Below are 18,183 nucleotides of genomic sequence, written 5' to 3' on the forward strand. Positions count from 1 at the left end.
ATGTCGTACCCAGCCCAGCCGCCGTCGATCGCCGTGGCGCCGCCGCCCTCACCGGCCGGCCGGCCGCCCACGGTGTCGGCGGCTGCCGTTCTGCTCTGGGTGATGGCCGTGATCGGCCTGATCTATGCGATCACCACGCTGGCCATCGTGCCGGGAACGATCGACCGCTTCCGCGACGTCACCGTCGGCACGGGCGACACCGACCGGGACTACTACGTCGCCGTCGTCTGGCTCGGCGCGGCCGTGGCCCTCGCGCTGGCCGTGATCATCTTTGCCCTGTACGTGGTGCTGGGGCTCGCCCTGCGCCGCGGCAGCAACGCGGCCCGGATAGCGACGCTGGTCGCCTGCGGCCTGGGGATCCTGGCCGGTGCGGCCAGCGCCCTCACGGTGGCGGTCGAGGGTGGTGGCGACTCGGTGCCCGGAGCGCTGGGCACCCAGCTGACCGACTCGTACCCCGGGGGCTGGGTCGGGACGAACGCCGGGCTGTCGGTGGCCCAGATCTTCGGGTACGTGGTGGTGGGGGTGCTGGTGTTGACGGCTCCCCGGGCCTTCTTCCGCAAGCCGTCCGCCCCGGCCGGCGCGGGGATGCCGGCGGGTGGGTATCCGCCGGCCTACGGGGCGCCCTATCCCGGCTATCCGGCGCCGGGTCCGACTTCGGGTCCGGCTTACGGCGTCGGCCCGTCCGGCCCTGGATCGCCGTACCCAGCCGCGCCCTATCCCTCCACGCCGTCCGGGCCGGATCCGTCCGCGCCGTCCGCGCCCTACCCAGCCGCGCCGTCCGCGCCCTACCCAGCCGCGCCGTCCGCGCCCTACCCAGCCGCGCCGTCCGGGCCGTATCCGTCTGCGGCTTACCCGGCCGCTTCGTCCGGGCCGTATCCGTCAGCGCCCTACCCGGCCGCTCCGTATGCGGCCGGGCCCGGCGTGCCTTATCCGCCTGCGCCTGCCGCGGGTGACGCCGAGTCGCCGTACGCCCGTCCCTCGACCCCGCCCTCGCCGGAAGCCGCCCCGGCGGATCCGGCCTCCGCTCAGCCCGCCGCGAATTTCGACGCCGCTACGGCGCCTTCGTCCGCGCCGGTCCCAGCCGGGTCCTCTTCCACAGCGGCCCCTTCCGCAGCGGCTCCTTCCGGCACAGCCCCTTCCGCAGCGGCTCCTTCCGGCACAGCCCCTTCCGCGCCGTCGGCTTCCGGGCCTAATCCGGCTGAGGTTCCTTCGGGTGAGTCGAGTGGGGCCGAGTCGGGGAAGCGTGAGACGCCTTCGCGGTCCGATGATGAGTACTGGTCGCGTCCGTCCGAGTAGTTACTCGTGAGTTACCCCCTCGTTTTGAGGTGAGCCCCCTCATATTGATGGGTATGGGTCACCCGAACGGGTAGCTTTCTCATCCGGCGATGTCCCTCAATCGGCTGTCCGGATAGCGCCCGGCCAGCCGGTCGGAGGGTGTTTTTCGCTACATGGGTAAAGGTCCGGCGCCAACATTCACAGGACCTTCTCAGCACCCCGACCGGGTGATCTGTCGGCTGCCGCTCGTGTGACCCAGGACATAGGGGCTTTGAGCTGCATCGATGTTCTCCGGATGGGGCGAAAGGGACTTCGCCAACAGTAAGGTTTGTTTAACGAAGGACCCAATGTTGTGCGTCAATAGTTCCCTTCAGCACTGCCGGGGCGAAAGGTTCCAGTTTCGTTCCAGCCAGTACGCTCGATACATGCAAGCACGCCACGACCTGCGTAAATTCATCACTGAATTGCCCGTCGCAGAGCGTGGTGCCGTGCTTTCATCGGGTCGTGAACTTCTGGCATCCGGCCGCCCGGTCCAGAAGATCGCGCACGGTGTTGAGATGACGACGGCGAGGTGTGTGCGGACCTCGCTCAAATCGGATCAGTCACCGGAAACGGATCGACGAATTGACAATGTGGGGCGTCTCACTCCCGGGGCGGGGATCGAGACCTCGACACAGATGGGCAGCGACCTGACGGCGGCTGAGGCGTTGCAGGAGGCAGAGACCGAGTTCGGTGCGGCGGTAAAGGTTGATCGGGTGTTCGGGTTGCCGGCCATCCCGGATCGACCGTCCCGGTGATCGATCTCGGCCTTACGGCCTCGAAGTTAGGCGGTTCGTTCCTGCACTCATGCAGGAGAATCGATGCAGTTGGTGGAAGGATGGAGATCGTGGGAACTGCGTTGGCGGAAATGACAATGCCTCAGATCTCGCCGCTTGCCGGCGAGCCAATTGAACGTGCTGACGCCGAGCGGCTGGCAGGGGTCCTCAAGGCCCTGGCCGACCCGGCGCGGCTGCGGCTGCTGAGCCTCATCCAGTCCGCGACGGACGGTGAGGCCTGCGTGTGCGACCTGACCGCTCCGCTCGGGCTGTCTCAGCCGACGGTGAGCCATCACCTTCGGATCCTCACGGAGGCCGGCCTGCTCGAGCGTGAGAAGCGGGGTGTGTGGGCGTACTACCGCCTCGTGCCGACCGCCATCGCGACCATCGCCGATCTTCTGACCCCGCCGCGCAAGCGGGCCACGAAGAAGGCGCGCTGACCGCTTTCGGGACTCGCCTGGCGTCACCGGCATCACGTGGGGCGTGACGCCAGGCCGAAGACCTTCTCCGCCTCAAGTCCACCCCCAGGACCCGAGGAGTAACGGGTGAACTACGTCCACGGCGATCTGCGCGATCAGCTCGCTTTCGTGGGTTTCGACGTGATCCAGGCCGGCCTGGTGGCCGGCTCGGGCGGCAACCTCTCCGCGAGGATCCCCGACGAGGACGCCATCTGGGTCACCGCCAGTGGCTCCTGGCTGGGCCGGCTCAGCCGGACCACCTTCGCCGCCGTCCGCGTCTCCGACGGCTCACCCGCGACGGTCGGCAATGTGCTGCCCCCGCGGATCGAGCCGACCAGCGAACTGGCGTTGCACCTCGCGTTGTACAGGGCTCGCCCCGACGTCAACGCCATCATCCATCTGCATCCGCAGACTGCTCTGCTGCTCGACGCGCTGGGCGAGCACATCCGGATCGTCACCACGGACCACGCCTACTACCTCAGGCGCGTCTCCACGGTGCCGTTCCGCACGCCCGGCACCGTCGAGCTGGCCTCTCTGACGGCCGCCATGGCCGCCGACGGCACCGACTGCCTGGTTCTGAGCCAGCACGGTTGCGTGGTCCTCGGCGACTCGGTCGAGCTGGCCCACAAACGGGCCCGCAACCTCGAGGAGGCCGCGCAGCTCACCTACCGGGCCCTGGCCGCCGGCCGCCTGGAAAACTTGCGCGACTGCCCCGAGGACTTTCTGAACCGCCTTTCCGGCTCCACCGCAGTTTCCGTCTGATCAGCCGGAGCCCGCGCCTCCGGGCTCACCGCTCCAACCGGCGCTCCGCGCCATCCCATCGCACCCCGACGCCGCCCGGTCCCTTCCGGGCGGCGTCGCTTCTATCCGTACGCCCCACCACCCGCCGCGGGTCCGCGCCCATCCGAGCCCACCCGCCAAGCCGAATTCCACTCTCGGCCCAGCCGCGCCGCACTTCCCGCCTCCGCGCTGCCCGGCCCGCGCCGCCCTTCCCGCCTCCGTGCTGCCCGGCCCGCGCCGCCCTTCCCGCCTCCGTGCTGCCCGGCCCGCGCCGCCCTTCCCGCCTCCGTGCTGCCCGGCCCGCGCCGCACTCCCGGCCCGCGCCGCCCTTCCCGCCCCTGCGCTGCCCCACCCGCATGAACAAAAGACGCCGCCCCAAGTGGGGCGGCGTCGTTGTGGACGTCGGAGCTGCGTCAGCTGCGGCGGTGGGAGCGCGGCGGGTAGCGCTTGTCGTTGTCGTCCTCTTCGCGGGCGGCCTCGACCAGGCCGGCGATGCTCGCGGCGGCGACGACGCCGATGGCCGCGGCGGCGTCGGGCTCGGCGGAGCCGCCGTTCTTCTTCTTGTGGCGGCGCTCGCGGAGGACCTCGATGATGATCGGCAGCAGCGAGATCAGCACGATGAGGGCGACGACCGGCAGGATGTAGCGGTCGATGTGGTCACCGATGGCGTCGTAGATCTGCTGGGCCAGCGCGTGGCCGATGATGATGATGCCGTCGGTCCAGAGGACGGCGCCGACCACGTTCCAGATGAAGAACTGGCGGGCCGGCATGCCGAGCGTGCCGGCGACCGGGTTGAGGAACGTGCGCACGATCGGGATGAAGCGAGCGAGCACGACGGCCTTGGCCGGGCCGAACTTCTGGAAGTAGTACTCGGCCTTCTCGACGTACTCCCGCTTGAAGAGCTTGGAATCCGGCCGGTCGAACATCCGCTGCCCGTACCGGGCGCCGAGCCAGTGACCGAGCTGAGCGCCGACGATGGCGCAGATCGGCGCGCCGATCAGCAGCCCCACGTAGGACAGCTGCGTGCCCTCACCGAAGATCGAGTCGGCCACGGGTGAGGCGGCCACGCCCGCCAGGAAGAGAAGCGAGTCGCCCGGGAAGAAGAACCCGACCAGCAGACCGGTCTCGGCGAACATGATCGCCCAGACGCCGATCAGTCCGAAAGTGTGCAGCAGGTCCTTCGGATCCATCGGATTGAAGGCGAGCTGCTCGCTGAGCGCACGGATGTCCACGAGGAGCCAGGGTACCGGCACCGGCCCATGTGAATCCTGTCCACTTCCTGTGGAAAGTCTTTCCCCACGGGAGATATCGCCACTGCCTGGTCCTATGGACGCATCGGTGCCCGTTCATCCGCCCGAACGGCCACCCCACCCACCCAAATGGCCAGGTCACGCCGCGTATGCCCCACGCGGCGGGCTGTCACGAAGCCGCCTCCGGATGCCCCCGCCCGCCCAGGAATGCGCCCCGCCTGCGCGCAGTGCGCCCTGCCTGCGCGCGCCGTCTGCGCACGGTGCGCCCCGGGCCACGCGCGGGGGGCCGATCGCCCGGGCCGGTGGGGGACCGGCCCGGGCGGTGGGTCACAGACGAGGGTCGACGGGCTCGGACTCCGAGGCGAGGATGGCGAAGACCAGCTCGTGGACGCGCCACAGCGGCTCCCCGGCCGCGACCCGGTCGAGGGCCGCGAGGCCCAGCCCGTGCTCGCGCAGGGCGAGGTTGCGCTTGCGGCCCAGGTTGCGGCGGCGCAACCGGGCGAGCTGCTCGGGCCGGGTGTACTCCGGGCCGTAGATGATCCGCAGGTACTCACGACCCCGGCACTTCACCCCGGGCTGGACCAGCCGGCCCTTGGCCTCGGTGGCGGTCAGCCCCGACCACGGCTTGACCACCATGCCCTCGCCCCCGGCGGCAGTCAGACCCAGCCACCACTCGGTGGCCTCGGCCTCGGACGCCGGGTCGGCCAGGTCGACGACCACCCGCCGCGTCGGGGTGAACAGCTCCGGGTCGGCCGCCACGAGACGGTCGGCCTGAGCCAGATGCCAGCCGTGGTCGCGGCTCGCATAGGACACGCCGGCCCCGGCCAGCACCGCGAACGGGGCCAGCGTGACACCGGTGAGACCGTCCGTCGGCTTCACGTACGACCGGTAGGCCGCCGAGTAGCCGTCGATCTCGGCCGACCGCAGCTCCAGCCGGTCGCGCAGCGCCGTCACGTCGAGCCCACGCGTGGCCGTGCTCTCCAGCACGCTCAGCGCCGCGGGCAGCGCGGACCGGCCGGCCGCGCCGACTCCGGCGTACCGCTCGCGGATCAAGCCAGCCGCCTTGGCCGACCACGGAAGCAGCTCCGCGTCGATCAGCAGCCAGTCGGTGTCGAGCTCGTCGAAGAGCCCGGCCGCGGCCGCCCGGACCCGGGCGAGCAGCGGCTCGTCCAGCGCGGGGCCGAAGAACGGCCGCCCCGTCCGTGTCCAGATGGCGTCGCCCGAGCCCGACCGGGACACGCGAACCACGGCCCGCGAGCCCATGTGCTTCTCCTCGCACATGACTTTCTCCACGCCGGCCGCGCGCATGTCGGCGAAGGCGGTCGCCGGATGCTCCAGATAACCGTCGAGCTCCGAGGTCGAGCACGGCGCCATGGTCGGCGGCAGCCACACCAGCGTCGCCGGGTCCAGCGCGAACCGGCTCATCACCTCGAGCGCGGCGGCCGCGTTCTCGGCGGCGATCGTGGCCCGCCCGTACCCGTAGTCGAGGTGCCGGCGGCCGGTCACGTCAGTGAGGTCGAGCCCCTCGTCGGAGCGGGTCGGCGCGACCAGCGGGCGGACCGGCGCGTAGTACTCCCGCTCGGCCGGGACCGACACCAGCTCACGCGACGGCCAGCGCAGCGCGGTCAGCGCCCCGCCGAAGACACAGCCGGTGTCGAGACAGATGGTGTTGTTGATCCACTCCGGTTTCGGGGTCGGGGTGTGGCCGTACACGACCGCGGCCGACCCCCGGTAGTCCCGCGCCCACGGGTAGCGGACCGGCAGGCCGTACTCGTCGGTCTCGCCGGTGGTCTCGCCGTAGAGGGCGAAGCTGCGCACCCGGCCCGAGGCGCGACCCTGGTAGGCCTCCTTCAGCCCGGCGTGCGCCACCACCAGATCGCCCCCGTCGAGCACGTAGTGGCTGACGAGGCCCTCGATGAAGGCCTTGGCCTCGGTGACGAACTCGGCCGGCTCCGCCTCGAGCTGCTCGAGGGTCTCGGGCAGGCCGTGGGTGAGCTGGACGTTGCGCCCGTTGAGCTTGCGGGCCAGCTTCTGCTCGTGGTTGCCGGGCACGCAGAGCGCCGTGCCGGCGGCGACCATGCCCATCACCAGGCGCAGCACGCCCGGCGAGTCGGGGCCGCGGTCGACCAGGTCGCCGACGAAGACAGCCGTACGGCCCTCGGGGTGAACGGCGTCGACCGGGCGGCCCGAGCTGTCGCGCGCCACGACATAACCCAGGCGCTCGAGAAGGGTATCGAGCTCGGCTCGGCAGCCGTGCACGTCGCCGATGATGTCGAACGGGCCGGTGAGCTCGCGCTTGTCGTTGAACAGCTTCTCGTAGCGGATCTCGGCCGCGGCGATCTCGTCGGGCCCGCGCAGCACGTGCACCTTGCGGAAGCCCTCGCGACTGAGTGAGCCGAGAGTGCGCCGCAGGTCGCGATGCATCCGGGTGAGCACGCGGCGGTCGAAGGTGCGGTCGGGGCGGACCTGCGTACGCTCCCAGGCCAGCGCCTCGGGCACGTCGAGGACGATCGCCACCGGCAGCACGTCGTGCTCGCGGGCCACCCGGACCAGCTCGGCCCGGCCGTGCGGCTGCAGGTTGGTGGCGTCGACGACGGTGAGCCGGCCGGCGGCCAGCCGCTTGCCGGCCACGTAGTGCAGCGCGTCGAAGGCCTCGGCCGACGCGGCCTGGTCGTTCTCGTCGTCGGCGATGAGGCCGCGGAAGAAGTCGGACGACAGCACCTGGGTGGGACGGAAGTGGTTGCGCGCGAAGGTCGACTTGCCCGAGCCGGAGATGCCGACCAGGGCGACGAGCGCGAGCTCCGGGATGTCGATCATGCGGTCACCTCCGTGAAGAGAGCGAGCTGGGTCGGGGAGCCAGTAGCATCGTCGATCTCCCCGACCGTCCTGAATGTCACGTTGTATCCGTATGTCTCGGCGGTCCGGGTCGCCCATGACTCGAACTCGGCCCGGGTCCACTCGAAGCGATGGTCGGAATGGCGCATGCCGGTCAGCCCCGGGTAGTTGACGTTGTACTCGGCGTTGGGTGTGGTGACGACGACCGCCCCCGGGTGGGCGTGACCGAAGACGGTGGCCTCCAGCGCGGGCAGCCTCGGCGGGTCGAGATGCTCGATGACCTCCATCAGCACCGCGGCGTCATAACCGCGCAGCCGGTCATCGCGGTAGGTCAGCGCGGACTGCCACAGCTTGAGCCGGCCGCGCTGCCGCTCGGGCAGACGGTCGAGGCGCAGCTTGCGGGCGGCGATCTCGAGCGCCCGGGCCGACACGTCGGTGCCGACGATCTCGGTGAACCGGCGATCCTTCATCAGGCCGCTCAGCAGCGCGCCGCCGCCACAGCCCAGGTCGAGGACACGCGCCGCGTTCGCGTCGGCCAGAGCGGCGAGCACCGCGTCCCGCCGCTGCTCGGCCAGCGACTGCCGGCGTACCACCGGGAGCTCGGCCTCCTCCTCAGCCGGCGGCTCCTCGGCCTCCTCGCCCTCGAGCGACTGCAGCGCCGTGGCGGCGAACGAGCGTTTGTGGGCCAGGTAGCGACGGGCGATCATCACCTTCTCCGGGTGGCCGGCGAGCCAGCCCTCACCGGAGCGCAGCAGCTTCTCGATCTCGTCGGGCGCGACCCAGTAGTGCTTCGCGTCGTCGAGGACGGGCAGCAACACGTACAGATGGTTGAGAGCCGTGGCGAGCCGGAGGGAACCGCGCAGAGTGAGATCGACATAGCGGCTGTCGCCGCCGATCTCGGGCTCGAACGGGATCGGGGTGGCTTCGACCTGCCAGCCGAGCGGCTCGAACAGGCGCGTGGCCAGCTCGACGGTGCCGCGCAGCACCGGCACGCGGATCTCCAGCGGGATGGCGGTCGCGGCCAGCTCGGGCCGGTCCTTGGAGGCGCCGCGCAGGGCGGAGCGGAAGACCTTGGCCAGGGCGCTGGCGAGCAGGCTGGAGGCCGCATAGGGCCGGTCGTTGACGAACTGGCTCAGCTCGAACGCGTCGCGCTGGGCGCGCAGCCGCTGGGGATCGACGTCCAGCAGGAGCGCGGCCGTGCACCGCTCGTCGGTGACCTCGGGATACATGACGTACGCAGTGCCGGTGGGCACGTCGAACGTGTGCACCTTGTCGGGGTGCTTGACCAGTAGGTAACCGAGGTCGGTGGCCGGGCGGTGGGTGGTCGAGACGGTGAGCAGCACGCCCGTAATGATGGGCCGCGGAAACGATCAAGAGCGAACTATTTCCGCGTCCTGTGGACAACTCCGGGACTGTGGACAACTCCGGGAATTGTCGGTCCTGGGCGATAGATTGGTGCCTCAGGCGGGGGCCCCCTGGGAGGGTGGGCCGCGGGCAGTTACCGGTAGTCGTCCTCGAGCTGGACTGAGCGGCTCTGTTCCTGGGCGTCCCACTCGGGCGTCTCGTCGCTCAGGGCCGGCGTCAGGTCGTCGCCGTCGTCGTCGAGGTAGGCGACGGTCGCCTGTTCCGCGGCGTCAGCCTCGGGTGCTTCGAGGTCGTCGCTGCCTGGGTAGGTCATCGTGCGCTTCCTTCCGCCGTCATCCGGGCCACTTTTCCCCCTCAGCATGCGCGTAAACCGCCCGCTTTCGGTCCGCGGCCGGAGATTTACGGGGTCATTTCTGATCGGCCGGGCGGCTACGGAATACTGCCTGTTGGAGGACAGCGCGGTCCTGCCCTCTGTCTCCCGAACGCAAAGAGCAAGGAGCGCACCGATGCCCATCGCTTCTCCCGAGGTCTACGCCGAGATGCTGGACCGGGCCAAGGCGGGCGCGTTCGCGTACCCGGCGATCAACGTGACGTCCTCGCAGACCCTCAACGCGGCCCTGCAGGGCTTCGCCGAGGCGGGCAGCGACGGCATCATCCAGATCTCCACCGGCGGCGCCGAGTACGTGTCGGGCCCGACGGTCAAGAACATGATCACCGGCGCTGTGGCGCTGGCCGAGTTCGCGACCGAGGTGGCCAAGAACTACCCGATCAACGTCGCGCTGCACACCGACCACTGCCCCAAGGACAAGCTCGACAAGTACGTGCGCCCGCTGCTCGCTCTGAGCAAGGAGCGCGTCGCCAACGGGCAGGCCCCGCTCTTCCAGTCGCACATGTGGGACGGCTCGGCCGTGCCGGTCGACGAGAACCTGCAGATCGCCGAGGAGCTCCTGAAGGACGCCGCGGCCGCGCACATCATCCTCGAGATCGAGGTCGGCGTGGTCGGTGGCGAGGAGGACGGCGTCTCGGCCGCGATCGACGACAAGCTGTACTCGACCGTCGAGGACGGCCTGGCCACCGCCGCCGCCCTGGGCCTGGGCGAGAAGGGCCGCTACATGACGGCCCTGACCTTCGGCAACGTGCACGGCGTCTACAAGCCGGGCAACGTCAAGCTCCGCCCGGAGATCCTCAAGGAGATCCAGGACGCGGTCGGCGCCAAGTACGGCAAGGAGAAGCCGTTCGACCTGGTCTTCCACGGTGGCTCGGGCTCGCTGCTGTCGGAGATCCACGGCGCTCTGGACTACGGCGTGGTGAAGATGAACATCGACACCGACACGCAGTACGCGTTCACCCGCCCGGTCGTCGACCACGTCTTCAAGAACTACGACGGCGTGCTCAAGATCGACGGCGAGGTCGGCAACAAGAAGGCCTACGACCCGCGTGCCTGGGGCAAGCTGGCCGAGAACGGTCTGGCCAAGCGCGTCGTCGAGGCGTGCGAGCACCTCCGCTCGGTCGGAACCACTCTCTCGAAGTAATCGAACAATGACAGCCGGTCCCCATGTGAGGGACCGGCTGTTCCGTTTGTTGCCGAGTTACTGAGAGGTATGTATACGATCGTCGTCCCCCGGGAGGTGGATCATGATCGTGCTGGGTATCGAGGGCTATGAGCCCACGTGGCACCATGACGCCGAGGCCCTAGCGGCAGTTCACCGGACCAGGTTTGTGCGGCTCATCGGCAGGAAACTGCGATCAAGCTGGCTGATGTGGGACATCGCCGAGCGAGGCTGGTTCGCGGACGGCCCGGTGATCCTCGACTTTGGAATGACAAGAGTCGAGATAACCCACCGTAAATTCGACGAGTGCGCGATCACCTGGGATCAGATCGATCTGAACCAGCCGATCGACTGGTACGAGCACTTCGACTGGCGGCCCGACCCGCACGCCGCCCTGCGCGCGGCCCGCGGGCAGCGTCTGCGCTCGGTCAACATCATCGAGCTGATCACGACGGCCGAGTGGCGGCCGCGGGTGCTGCACGCCGTCGAGTTCCTCTTCGAGGAGGCGCGGCTGGCCGTCTTCAACGCCATGGACGAGAACGGCCTGACCGACGTGCCGGAGAAGGATCTTCCGGTGACTAACTGGCGGCGTGTGCACGTGGCGTGAGCGCCTTCATCGCCACGTCCAGCGAGTCGGTGACCACCACCAGATGCGACTGGTCGCCGTGCGGGCTCTTGGCCAGCAGCGGCCGCAGCAGCGCCTCGACCGGCAGCTCACGCCAGTGGTCGACGCCGAGGAAGACGAACGCGCCGGACGGGCCGTCGGTCTGGTAGAAGGTCTTGGTGGCCGCCTGGAAGATCTCCTGGACCGTGCCCGCCCAGCCCGGCGCGAAGACGATGCCGCCGCGGGAAAGCCGCAGGATCGAGTCCTCCCGCACCGCGTTGGAGAAGTACTTGCCGATCTGACCGGCGAAAAGGTTGGCCGGCTCATGACCGTAGAGCCAGGTCGGCAGGGCCAGGCCGCCGTGCCGCAGCCGCCCGGCCACGTCGGCCACCGCCTTCGCCGGCGCCGGGAAGCGCTTGCGGACGGCCAGGGCCGAGGCGGTGTACGGGTCGTGGTCGCCGAAGTGCGGCGCGGCCGACAGCTCGTCGATCGCCTCCATGAGCTGGGGCGCCGGGCGGGCCGCGAAGTACGCCCCGAGGTTCGCCGCTTCCATCACACCGGGGCCGCCGCCGGTCACCACCAGCCGGCCCAGGGACGCGAGCCGCCAGGCCAGCGTCGCCGCCATCCGGTACGCGGCTGAGCCGCGCGGCGCCGCGTGCCCGCCCATGATTCCGACCGCGCCTTCGACGCCGCGCCCGGACACCCAGGCGGCCAGCGCCTTGCCCAGCGCGTTGTCGATGCCGGCGTCGTGCAGCCGCTGGGCGATGGCCTCGCGGATGTCCGGCGACGCGCCGCCGTGCGCGACGAAATGGTCGTACACCTGGGTGTCGTACATCCCGGCGAAGCCGCCCTCGGCGAAGCCGAACGACAGATCCTCGGGCGTGTAGAGGTTGGCCGGGTGCGTCGGGTAGGGCCGCGCGTCGAACGGCGGGACCAGGTGGGCGCCGCGCCGGATGAGATCGATCTCGACGTCGTCGCCGGCCAGGCGGCAGCCGATGAACAGCGCCCCGGCCACCTCGACCTCGCCGAACTCGGGCGGGTCGAGATCGAGACGGAGTCCGAGGATCACGAGCCCGGCCAGGGACTTCTTGGCCAGATGGACGTCGAGCTCGGCCCGGGACTCGATCTCGTTGACCGTGGCGTCGAAGGGAACGTCGCCGCCGAAGACGGGCTGAAGGGGATCGCCGACCATGCCCCGTAGGGTAGCCACCGTGCGAAACGCAGCGGGATCGCTCTACGGCCTGGCCTACGGCGACGCCCTGGGCAAGCCGACCGAGTTCCAGGACTACGAGACGATCGTGGCCACCTACGGGCCGGGTGGCCCGCGCGAGCTGACCGGCGACCCGGCCCTCGTCACCGACGACACCCAGATGGGGCTGGCGGTGGGTGAGGCCATTCTCGCGGCGTCGGCCTTCACCGCCGAGGCGCTCGAGCCGGAGCTGCGGCGGGCGTTCCTGGCCTGGGCGGTCAGCCCCGACAACAACCGTGCGCCGGGCATGACCTGCTTGCGGGCCTGCGCCGCGCTGGAGGCCGGCGGTCCGTGGCAACAGGCGACCCAGACCGGGTCCAAGGGCTGCGGGGCGAACATGCGGGTCACGCCGGTCGGCCTGGTGCCGGGTCTCAGCGACGACCAGCGGTCCGGGGCGGCCCAGCTGCAGGCCGGGCTCACCCACGGCCACCCCACCGGTCTCGCGGCGAGCGAGCTGACGGCGTACGCGGTCTGGTGGCTGGCCGGTGGTCTGCCGCCGGCCGATCTGCTCGCCGCGTTGCGTGAGCGCTGCGACAGCCAGCGCAAGGTCTACCGCGAGGGGTGGCTGGGCGATCTGTGGCAACAGCCGGGGGTCGGCTCGCCCGAGGACTTCATCGCCCGCGGCTGGGACGAGACGGCGGTGGCGCTTGACCGGGTCAAGATTGCCCTGGCTGTACGGAATTACGACGGCGACCCGTGCTTGGCCACGGGCGCGGGCTGGATCGCCGAGGAGGCACTGGCCACGGCCCTGTACTGCTACTTGATCTCGCCCGAGGAGCCGGTCGCGGTGCTCGGCCGGGGCGCGGCGTCATCCGGCGACTCCGACTCCATCGCCTGCCTGGCCGGCGCGTTCGCGGGGGCGGCGCTGGGCATGCCGGCCTGGCCGTCGGGCTGGGAACACCGTATTGAGTACGCGGATCGGCTGAACCGCCTGGCCGGCGCCTGGGACTGAGATCGGGCGCCCGGTTGCGCTACGCGCGAATCTTGCCGGGGCGGGGGTGCCCGGAGGAATGCGGACGGGTCGGACCGGTTGAATAAGGTCATGCAGAACCTCCTTCCCGAGCCGCCGGCCACCCTGCTGCCCGCCGACGAGCAGGCCGACAAGGCCCTGGCCGAGGCCGCGCAGAGCGGCACCGCCGACGCGTACAAGGCCGTTGCCGCCGCGCACCCCGCGTACAGCGGAGGCTGGGCCGCCCTGGCCGCCGACGCGCTGGCCGCCGGCGAGCCGGTCACCGCCTACGCCTACGCCCGCACCGGATATCACCGCGGCCTCGACGCGCTGCGCCGCAACGGCTGGAAGGGCCACGGCCCGGTCCCGTGGTCGCACGGGCCCAACCAGGGCTTCCTGCGCTGCCTGCACAGCCTGTCCCAGGCCGCCGCCGAGATCGGCGAGGCCGACGAGGCCGCCCGCTGCGCCCAGTTCCTCCGCGACAGCGACCCGGCCGCGGCCGACGCCCTGTCCTGACCGCGCTCACCCACGCCGGCCGCAGTCGATCTGTGGCCGGCCTCGGGTGGGGGTCAGGGAAACGAGCAGCCACGGATGATCCGTGGTGTGGCCCTGCGCGTGGGGTAGGCCGGTCAGAGGCCCTCGGCGACCGCGGCGGCGATCTTGAGCCAGGCGTCGCGGGTGGGTGAGGAGAGGTGGCCGTAACGCAGCGGCTCGCCGGAGTCGATGAGCTTCTCGTAGGGGGCCAGCAGGACCGCCCGGGTGCGGGCGGCGAAGTGGCGCTGGATGGCCGGCAGGTCGATGTCCTTGCGGGTGGGCGGCATCGAGACGACGCTGACGGCCTGGCGGACCAGGCGCTGGCGGCCGCTCTGCTCCAGGTGGTCGAGCATCCGGGCCGCGGTCTCGGCCGAGTCGTTACGGGCCGACATGGTGATCACCAGTTGGTCGGTCGCGTCCATGGCGGCCTGCCAGTTCTGCGCGCGGACGTTGTTGCCGGTGTCCACAAAGATCAGTTTGTAGAACCGGCTGACGATCTCACGGATCTCGGCGAACGCGTCGGCCGTGAGCATCTCACCCGCCGTGGCCGACTCGTCCGAGGCGAGCACGTCGAACATGCCCTCGCCCTGGGCCCGGACATACTGCGACAGATCGCCCACGCGGCCGTGCGCTCCCTGGAACAGGTGCAGGTCGCGCATCATGTCGCGGACCGTACGGGCGTGGAAGTCCTGCTGCGCCCGCATGCCGAGGGTGCCCTGGGTCTCGTTGTTGTCCCAGGCCAGCACGTATCCGCCGCGCTTCTGGCCGAACGTCATGGCCAGCAGCAGCACGGCCACCGTCTTGCCGGCGCCGCCCTTGGGGTTGACCACGGTGACCTGGCGCAGCCCGCCGAAGTTGCGGCGGACCATCTCCACGTCCTGCTTGTACTCCAGCTCGCGCTTGCCCGGGGCGAGCTTGACCAGGCCTCCGGTGACGTTCTTGAGCAGCGCGCGCGGGCCCATCGTGGCCACCGGCTCGGCCGGCTTGGCCAGGCGGCGCCGGGCGAACTCCTCGGCGGTCGGCGTGCCGTCGGAGACCCACGGCAGATCCTGGAACGGATCGGCCGGCGGCTGGCCGGGCGCCTGCGGATGCGGCGGCTGCGGCGGCTGCGGCTGCTGCGTCTGCGGATGAGGCTGGTACGTCTGCGGGTGCTGCTGGTACGTCTGCGGGTGGGGCTGGTAGAGCTGCGGGTGAGGCTGCGGGAACGCCCGCGGGTCGACGCTGGGCGGATACGGCCCGGGCGGCGGCGCACCCTGCGCCCGCGGATCTTGCGGGGGAGCGGGCGGCGCGGGCGGCGGCGCACCCTGCGCCCGCGGATCTTGCGGGGGAGCGGCCGGCGCGGGCGGCGGCGCCGGAACCGAGGCCGACCCCATAGCCGGCGGCCCGGCCGCAGCGGCCGGAGCCGGAGCCGAAGAATCGGACAGGGCCGAAGCCGCGGGTGAAGCCGAGGCGGCGGACGGAGCTGAGGCCCCGGATGAAACCGAGGCGGCAGATGGAGCTGAGGCCGCAGGTGGCGCTGAGGCCGCAGGTGGCGCTGAGGCCGCGGAAGGCGCCGGGGTGCTCGGTGGAGCCGATGCGGCGGGGGAGGCCGGGGCCGCGGGCATGGGGCGCTGCGGGGGTTGGGACCAGGGCGAATCCGGCAAAGTGTGCACACCGGACTCGGTGTCGTCCGGCTCGCCGCCACCGAAAACTGGTGCCGGAGGTGACGTGGGGGCCGGCGTCGGCTCGGTCTCGGGCCAGGCGCGAGTGGGCGGCGACGGAACCGGAGCGCGCTGAACCGGCACCGGCGCCTGCCCGTGCTGCGGCGTCGGTGGTGGGGTGGGCGCCGTCGGCGGCTGGACCGCGTACGGCTGGGGCCTTGGCATTGAAGCCGGCGGCGGCACCGGAATGGCCGGCGGTGGTGGCACCGGAACGCGATCACCGGGCCGGTAGACACCGGCGGGTGGCACGGGCACCGGCGGGGGAGTCTCATGCGGAACCGGCCGTCCGTGCACCGGGGCCGCCAGCTCGTCCGCCTCCCAGAAGGGCTCGACGTCCCTGTCCGGGGGCGCGGGGGTGCCGGACGTGCCCGGGACGTAGACGCGGTCAGCGCTTTCGTCCTCCGCCGATCCCACGGATGCAACCCTCCCCGATGGTTGGTCCTACTTTTTCAGACTCGCACAGACCGTCAGCTTGCGTACACCGCCCAGGCGCCGGGCTCCGTCCACCAGGAACGCTTGCGGCTCATCGAGCCCGCGACCCCGTCGTCGAGGAACTGGAGCTCGCCGTCGCGGGGCAGCACCGAGACGGCCCGGCCCCGTGCCCGCCGCACCTCGATGCGGATCTTCGTGCCCCGGAAACGTTTCTTGATGATCATCGGGACGGCGACCGCCACCTCGACCGTGCCGTCCTCGGCGTTGCCCTCGGCCAGCAGTTGGAGGCCGTCGAACTCGGCGTAGCCCGCGCCGTTGCCGATCGCGCAGGCCAGGATCGGGTCGTCGCCCCCAGACAGGACTGCGTCGTCCACCTCGACCCGGCCCCGCCAGGTCAGCGCCCGGCCGTCGTCGTCGACCCCGCCGACCAGGGCGCCGTCCACTGTGACCGAGCCACCATCGTTACGCAGCAGGTCAAGGCGGCGGGTACGCCCCTCGAGGACCGCCGCCGCCACCGCCGCCGGCACGCGGGGCAGGCCCAGCTGCGCGGCGAGGTCGGTGGTGTTGGCGGCGTCCAGCGGCAGGATCGCGACCGGCGGGAGATCGGGCACCGTGCGGTTGGCGGCCAGGTCGGCCGGGCGTTTGCTGGGCGGCGGGGCGTACCGGCGTACCAGCCGGCGGACGACGGCCCGCAGCTGGCCGTCGGTGGCCGAGGCCACCACCAAGCGGACCCGGGAATCGGAATCGGGCCAGGTCAGGCCATCGGCCCGGGCGGGACCGTCGAGGCGGGCGATCACCTCGTCGATCTCGGTGTCGGAGTGGGCCGTGACCATTTCGACCCGGGCCCCGCCGGCCGTGAGAGCGTCGGCGCACTCGCGCACCGGCACCCGCGGCGTGTCGCACGCTTCCTTCTCGAGAACACCGCAGCCGCCGCAGGACGAGCCGCAAGCGCCGGCCGATGACGAGCCTTCGGCCAGGCTGAGCAGGATCACGTCGTACATCAGGCCTCGCTCAGCACCGAGTGACGCTCGATGACCGCCTCGCGGCCGGGGCCGACGCCGACGATCGAGATGCGGGCGCCGAGACGCTGCTCGACGAACTCGACGAAGCGCTGGGCGTCCTTGGGCAGGTCCTCGAAGGTGCGGCAGCCGGAGATGTCCTGCTTCCAGCCGGGCAGCGTCTCGAAGATCGGCATCGCGTGGTGGAAGTCGGTCTGGTTCACCGGCATCTCGTCGTGCCGGACCCCGTTGACCTCGTAGGCCACGCAGACTGGGATCTCGTCCAGCTCGTCGTAATTGTCCAACTTGGTCAGCGCGAAGTCGGTGACCCCGTTGATCCGCTGCGCGTACCGGCCGATCACCAGGTCGAGCCAGCCGATCCGGCGCGGGCGGCCGGTCGTCGTGCCGTACTCGTGGCCGACCTCGCGCAGGTAGTCGCCGAACTTGTCGTGCAGCTCGGTCGGGAACGGGCCCTCGCCGACCCGGGTGGTGAACGCCTTGAGCACGGCCACCACGCGGTCGATGCGGGTGGGCGGGATGCCGGAGCCGGTGCAGGCGCCCCCGGCGGTCGCGTTGGAGCTGGTCACGAACGGGTACGTGCCGTGGTCGACGTCGAGCAGGGTGGCCTGGCCGGCCTCGCAGAGCACGACCTTGCCCTCGTCCAGGGCCTCGGAGAGCTCCAGGGCGGTGTCCCCCACGTACGGCCGGAGTCGCTCGACGTAGGACAGCAGCTCGCGGACCACGTCGTCGGCCTTGACGGCCTGGCGGTTGTAGATCTTCGAGAGCACCTGATTTTTGAAGGTGAGGGCGGCCTCGACCTTCTGCCGCAGGATCGACTCGTCGAAGAGGTCCTGGATGCGCACGCCCATCCGGTTCATCTTGTCGGCGTAGGTCGGGCCGATGCCGCGGCCGGTCGTGCCGATCCGCCGGGCCCCCAGGTACCGCTCGGCGACCTTGTCCATCGAGCGGTTGTAGGACGGGATGACGTGCGCGTTGGCGCTCACCCGGAGCCGCGAAGTGTCGATGCCGCGGGCTTCCAGCCCGTCGATCTCCTCGAACAGCACGGCGAGGTCGACCACCACGCCGTTGCCGATCACCGGCGTCACGCCGGGGGTGAGGATGCCGCTCGGCAGCAGGTGGAGGGCGTACTTCTCGCCGTTGATCACCACAGTGTGACCGGCGTTGTTGCCGCCGTTGAACTTCACCACGTAGTCGAGCCGGTCGCCCAGCAGGTCAGTGGCCTTGCCCTTGCCCTCGTCGCCCCATTGGGCTCCGACCAACACGATCACCGGCACGCGCGTGACGCCTTCCGTAGAACAGGTCGTACCTGGCAGAGGTCCGGGTACTGCCGAAGTTTACGCGACTGCCCTGCTGTGCGACGTGGGGAAG

General features: G+C 70.9%; 16 protein-coding genes. 8 read left to right on the top strand and 8 right to left on the bottom strand.

Annotated elements, in window-relative coordinates:
• From AB0J66_RS32065 to AB0J66_RS32080, 4 genes are all read left to right on the top strand, one after another.
• Complete coding sequence (locus AB0J66_RS32065; RefSeq protein WP_364668756.1) at nucleotides 1–1,296, top strand: hypothetical protein; 1,296 nt, start codon at nucleotides 1–3, stop codon at nucleotides 1,294–1,296.
• A 404-nt stretch (nucleotides 1,297–1,700) separates the two neighbouring features.
• Nucleotides 1,701–2,072 (top strand): hypothetical protein, encoded by a 372-nt coding sequence (locus tag AB0J66_RS32070; protein WP_364668580.1) that lies wholly within the window; start codon nucleotides 1,701–1,703, stop codon nucleotides 2,070–2,072.
• Nucleotides 2,073–2,152: 80 nt separating this feature from the next.
• Nucleotides 2,153–2,530, top strand: coding sequence for a metalloregulator ArsR/SmtB family transcription factor (locus tag AB0J66_RS32075; protein WP_014440216.1), 378 nt, complete (start codon nucleotides 2,153–2,155; stop codon nucleotides 2,528–2,530).
• 105 nt (nucleotides 2,531–2,635) lie between these two features.
• Entirely contained in the window at nucleotides 2,636–3,310 is a 675-nt protein-coding gene (locus AB0J66_RS32080; protein WP_364668583.1) for a class II aldolase/adducin family protein, read from the top strand.
• 431 nt (nucleotides 3,311–3,741) lie between these two features.
• Here the strand turns inward: AB0J66_RS32080 and AB0J66_RS32085 are convergent, their stop codons facing one another.
• From AB0J66_RS32085 to AB0J66_RS32100, 4 genes are all read right to left on the bottom strand, one after another.
• Nucleotides 3,742–4,560: a DedA family protein gene (locus tag AB0J66_RS32085; RefSeq protein WP_364668586.1), complete on the bottom strand. Its 819-nt coding sequence runs from the start codon at nucleotides 4,558–4,560 to the stop codon at nucleotides 3,742–3,744.
• Between the two features lie 345 nt (nucleotides 4,561–4,905).
• A complete protein-coding gene (locus tag AB0J66_RS32090; protein ID WP_364668588.1) occupies nucleotides 4,906–7,395 on the bottom strand; it encodes a polynucleotide kinase-phosphatase in 2,490 nt (829 codons plus the stop codon).
• The gene (locus AB0J66_RS32095) at nucleotides 7,392–8,756 is read right to left on the bottom strand and encodes a 3' terminal RNA ribose 2'-O-methyltransferase Hen1 (protein WP_364668591.1); all 1,365 of its coding nucleotides are present in this window, start codon (nucleotides 8,754–8,756) and stop codon (nucleotides 7,392–7,394) included. Before AB0J66_RS32095 ends, AB0J66_RS32090 begins: the two co-directional genes overlap by 4 nt.
• A gap of 155 nt (nucleotides 8,757–8,911) precedes the next feature.
• Nucleotides 8,912–9,091: a hypothetical protein gene (locus AB0J66_RS32100; RefSeq protein ID WP_364668593.1), complete on the bottom strand. Its 180-nt coding sequence runs from the start codon at nucleotides 9,089–9,091 to the stop codon at nucleotides 8,912–8,914.
• A 193-nt stretch (nucleotides 9,092–9,284) separates the two neighbouring features.
• Here AB0J66_RS32100 and fbaA point away from each other — a divergent pair, with 193 nt between their 5' ends.
• On the top strand, nucleotides 9,285–10,310 hold the full coding sequence (gene fbaA, locus AB0J66_RS32105; RefSeq protein ID WP_364668595.1) for a class II fructose-bisphosphate aldolase: 1,026 nt from the start codon (nucleotides 9,285–9,287) through the stop codon (nucleotides 10,308–10,310).
• 103 nt (nucleotides 10,311–10,413) lie between these two features.
• The gene (locus AB0J66_RS32110) at nucleotides 10,414–10,935 is read left to right on the top strand and encodes a hypothetical protein (RefSeq protein WP_364668598.1); all 522 of its coding nucleotides are present in this window, start codon (nucleotides 10,414–10,416) and stop codon (nucleotides 10,933–10,935) included.
• On the opposite strand, the gene AB0J66_RS32115 is transcribed toward AB0J66_RS32110, so the two are convergent.
• On the bottom strand, nucleotides 10,907–12,124 hold the full coding sequence (locus tag AB0J66_RS32115) for a hypothetical protein (protein ID WP_364668600.1): 1,218 nt from the start codon (nucleotides 12,122–12,124) through the stop codon (nucleotides 10,907–10,909). The two genes, AB0J66_RS32110 and AB0J66_RS32115, sit on opposite strands and share 29 nt — an antisense overlap.
• On the opposite strand from AB0J66_RS32115, the gene AB0J66_RS32120 reads away from it, so the two are divergent.
• Together AB0J66_RS32120 and AB0J66_RS32125 are read left to right on the top strand one after the other, a co-directional pair.
• Nucleotides 12,123–13,133 carry an ADP-ribosylglycohydrolase family protein gene (locus tag AB0J66_RS32120; RefSeq protein ID WP_364668603.1) on the top strand — a complete coding sequence of 337 codons (1,011 nt, stop codon included), beginning with the start codon at nucleotides 12,123–12,125 and terminating at the stop codon, nucleotides 13,131–13,133. The two genes, AB0J66_RS32115 and AB0J66_RS32120, sit on opposite strands and share 2 nt — an antisense overlap.
• Before the next feature lie 90 nt (nucleotides 13,134–13,223).
• The gene (locus tag AB0J66_RS32125) at nucleotides 13,224–13,646 is read left to right on the top strand and encodes a DUF3151 domain-containing protein (protein ID WP_364668605.1); all 423 of its coding nucleotides are present in this window, start codon (nucleotides 13,224–13,226) and stop codon (nucleotides 13,644–13,646) included.
• Nucleotides 13,647–13,759: 113 nt separating this feature from the next.
• On the opposite strand, the gene AB0J66_RS32130 is transcribed toward AB0J66_RS32125, so the two are convergent.
• The 3 genes from AB0J66_RS32130 to AB0J66_RS32140 form a co-directional block, all read right to left on the bottom strand.
• Entirely contained in the window at nucleotides 13,760–15,529 is a 1,770-nt protein-coding gene (locus AB0J66_RS32130; RefSeq protein WP_364668746.1) for a chromosome partitioning protein, read from the bottom strand.
• A gap of 302 nt (nucleotides 15,530–15,831) precedes the next feature.
• Complete coding sequence (locus AB0J66_RS32135; RefSeq protein ID WP_364668608.1) at nucleotides 15,832–16,797, bottom strand: hypothetical protein; 966 nt, start codon at nucleotides 16,795–16,797, stop codon at nucleotides 15,832–15,834.
• Nucleotides 16,797–18,089: an adenylosuccinate synthase gene (locus AB0J66_RS32140; protein ID WP_364668611.1), complete on the bottom strand. Its 1,293-nt coding sequence runs from the start codon at nucleotides 18,087–18,089 to the stop codon at nucleotides 16,797–16,799. Before AB0J66_RS32140 ends, AB0J66_RS32135 begins: the two co-directional genes overlap by 1 nt.
• Between the last annotated feature and the right edge of the window lie 94 nt (nucleotides 18,090–18,183).

The sequence above is a fragment of the Actinoplanes sp. NPDC049598 genome (assembly GCF_040675435.1).
Lineage (GTDB): Bacteria > Actinomycetota > Actinomycetes > Mycobacteriales > Micromonosporaceae > Actinoplanes.

Coding starts and splice junctions, on each gene's coding strand:
- AB0J66_RS32065 (WP_364668756.1), top strand. CDS start 1: ATGTCGTACCCAGCCCAGCCGCCGTCGATCGCCGTGGCGCCGCCGCCC.
- AB0J66_RS32070 (WP_364668580.1), top strand. CDS start 1,701: ATGCAAGCACGCCACGACCTGCGTAAATTCATCACTGAATTGCCCGTC.
- AB0J66_RS32075 (WP_014440216.1), top strand. CDS start 2,153: ATGGAGATCGTGGGAACTGCGTTGGCGGAAATGACAATGCCTCAGATC.
- AB0J66_RS32090 (WP_364668588.1), bottom strand. CDS start 7,395: ATGATCGACATCCCGGAGCTCGCGCTCGTCGCCCTGGTCGGCATCTCC.
- AB0J66_RS32100 (WP_364668593.1), bottom strand. CDS start 9,091: ATGACCTACCCAGGCAGCGACGACCTCGAAGCACCCGAGGCTGACGCC.
- fbaA (WP_364668595.1), top strand. CDS start 9,285: ATGCCCATCGCTTCTCCCGAGGTCTACGCCGAGATGCTGGACCGGGCC.
- AB0J66_RS32110 (WP_364668598.1), top strand. CDS start 10,414: ATGATCGTGCTGGGTATCGAGGGCTATGAGCCCACGTGGCACCATGAC.
- AB0J66_RS32120 (WP_364668603.1), top strand. CDS start 12,123: ATGCCCCGTAGGGTAGCCACCGTGCGAAACGCAGCGGGATCGCTCTAC.
- AB0J66_RS32115 (WP_364668600.1), bottom strand. CDS start 12,124: ATGGTCGGCGATCCCCTTCAGCCCGTCTTCGGCGGCGACGTTCCCTTC.
- AB0J66_RS32125 (WP_364668605.1), top strand. CDS start 13,224: ATGCAGAACCTCCTTCCCGAGCCGCCGGCCACCCTGCTGCCCGCCGAC.
- AB0J66_RS32130 (WP_364668746.1), bottom strand. CDS start 15,529: ATGCCAAGGCCCCAGCCGTACGCGGTCCAGCCGCCGACGGCGCCCACC.
- AB0J66_RS32135 (WP_364668608.1), bottom strand. CDS start 16,797: ATGTACGACGTGATCCTGCTCAGCCTGGCCGAAGGCTCGTCATCGGCC.